Origin of the sequence: Saccharomonospora iraqiensis subsp. iraqiensis, assembly GCF_000430445.1 — a bacterium.
Lineage (GTDB): Bacteria > Actinomycetota > Actinomycetes > Mycobacteriales > Pseudonocardiaceae > Saccharomonospora > Saccharomonospora iraqiensis.
This window is the reverse complement of the sequence record NZ_KE387040.1, coordinates 39,596-41,159: the sequence shown is the minus strand read 5'-3', so window position 1 is coordinate 41,159 and position 1,564 is coordinate 39,596. Positions and strand designations below refer to the sequence as shown.

Genomic DNA, 1,564 nt, shown 5'->3' with positions numbered 1-1,564 from the left:
AGCAGCTGCGGGCGGAGCTCGCCCTCCTCCGGGTTCATCGTGCCGATCAGCACGAACCGTGCCGCGTGGGTGACCGACACGCCCTCGCGTTCGACGGTGACCCGGCCCATCGCGGCGGCGTCCAGCAGGGTGTCCACCAGGTGGTCGGCCAGCAGGTTCACTTCGTCCACATAGAGCAGTCCGCGGTGCGCGGCGGCGAGCAGCCCCGGTTGGAAGTCGGTGGTGCCGTCGCGCAGCGCGCGTTCCAGGTCCAGGGAACCGACCACGCGGTCCTCGGCCGCGCCGACCGGCATCTCCACCAGCCGCGCGGGTCGGGTGTCCGCGTCCACGCCCGCCGGGTGCGGGCCGTCCGGGCACGCCGGGTCGGGGTCGTGCGGTGCGCACGAGAACCGGCAGCCGCGCACGACGTCGACGTCCGGCAGCAGCCCGGCCAGGGCCCGCACCATCGTCGACTTCGCGGTGCCCTTCTCGCCGCGCACCAGCACCCCGCCGACGGCGGGGGACACGGAGGAAAGAATCAGCGCCAGCCGCAGGTCGGGCATGCCGACCACGGCGGTGAACGGATAGGGCCGCACACGTCTCCCAACGCCCGCGTGGGTGTCCTCGCCCACGTTCCAGCAGGTCCTCAGGCGGCCGTCGAAGCTCTGACTCCCAGCCGTTTCGGCTGGTCACAGTGGCGGGACCGTCCCGGATTCGCGCCGGGTTCCACGACGACCGCGCCCCGATCATCGCACACATCTGCTCTAGGGTGGCCGACCGTGACGATTGTCGTAGTGGGGATCGGGGCCGACGGCTGGCCCGGACTGCCCGAGCAGGCGCGGGCCGAGATCACGGCCTGCGACGTGCTGCTGGGTGGGCGCCGCCAGCTCGACCTCGTGCCCGACGGCGGCTACCGCAAAGTGGCCTGGCCGAGCCCGCTGCTGCCCGCGCTGGACGAGCTGATCGCCACGCACGGGGGCGGCCGGATCGGTGTGCTCGCCAGCGGTGACCCGCTGCTGGCCGGGATCGGCAGCACCCTGGTGCGCCGGTTCGGCGCCGGGCGGGTGCGCATCCTGCCGTCGGTGTCGTCGGTGGCGCTGGCACGCGCCCGGATGGGCTGGTCGGCCGAGGACACCGACGTGGTGCGCACCACCGGGGACGACACCCACACGGTGCTGCGCACCGCGGGCGAGGGCCGCAGGCTGCTGGTGCTCAGCGCGGACGGAGACACCCCGCCCGCGGTGGCGGAGCTGCTGACCCGGCACGGATTCGGGGAGAGCGAACTCACCGTGTGGGAGACCCTGGGCACCGCCGAGGAGCGCCGTCTCGACGGCACCGCGGCGGCCTGGCCTCACCCGGCGGGTGCGGCGCTGAACGTCCTCGCCGTGGCGTGCCGGGGGCCGGAACCGCTGCCGTTGACGCCGGGGCTGCCGGACGACGTGTTCGACCACGACGGGCAGCTCACCAAGTCCACCGTGCGGGCCACCGTGCTCGCCGCGCTCGCGCCCCGGCCGGGCGAGCTGCTGTGGGACGTGGGCGCCGGGTCGGGGCAGCGTGGCCGTCGAATGGGCCCGGCTGCACCCGG

The 1,564-nt window shown here is 74.6% G+C and carries 2 protein-coding genes and 1 riboswitch; of the genes, one reads left to right on the top strand and one right to left on the bottom strand.

What is annotated here, in order from left to right; all coding sequences use genetic code 11:
* On the bottom strand, positions 1-575 hold a 575-nt coding region (locus ACTIR_RS21220), incomplete at its 3' end, for an ATP-binding protein (protein WP_034237901.1).
* An 8-nt stretch (positions 576-583) separates the two neighbouring features.
* Positions 584-734, bottom strand: a riboswitch (adenosylcobalamin (AdoCbl) riboswitch).
* Between the two features lie 24 nt (positions 735-758).
* On the opposite strand from ACTIR_RS21220, the gene cbiE reads away from it, so the two are divergent.
* Positions 759-1,564, top strand: an 806-nt coding sequence (gene cbiE, locus ACTIR_RS21215; RefSeq protein WP_324607084.1) for a precorrin-6y C5,15-methyltransferase (decarboxylating) subunit CbiE, incomplete at its 3' end; no start/stop codon positions are given.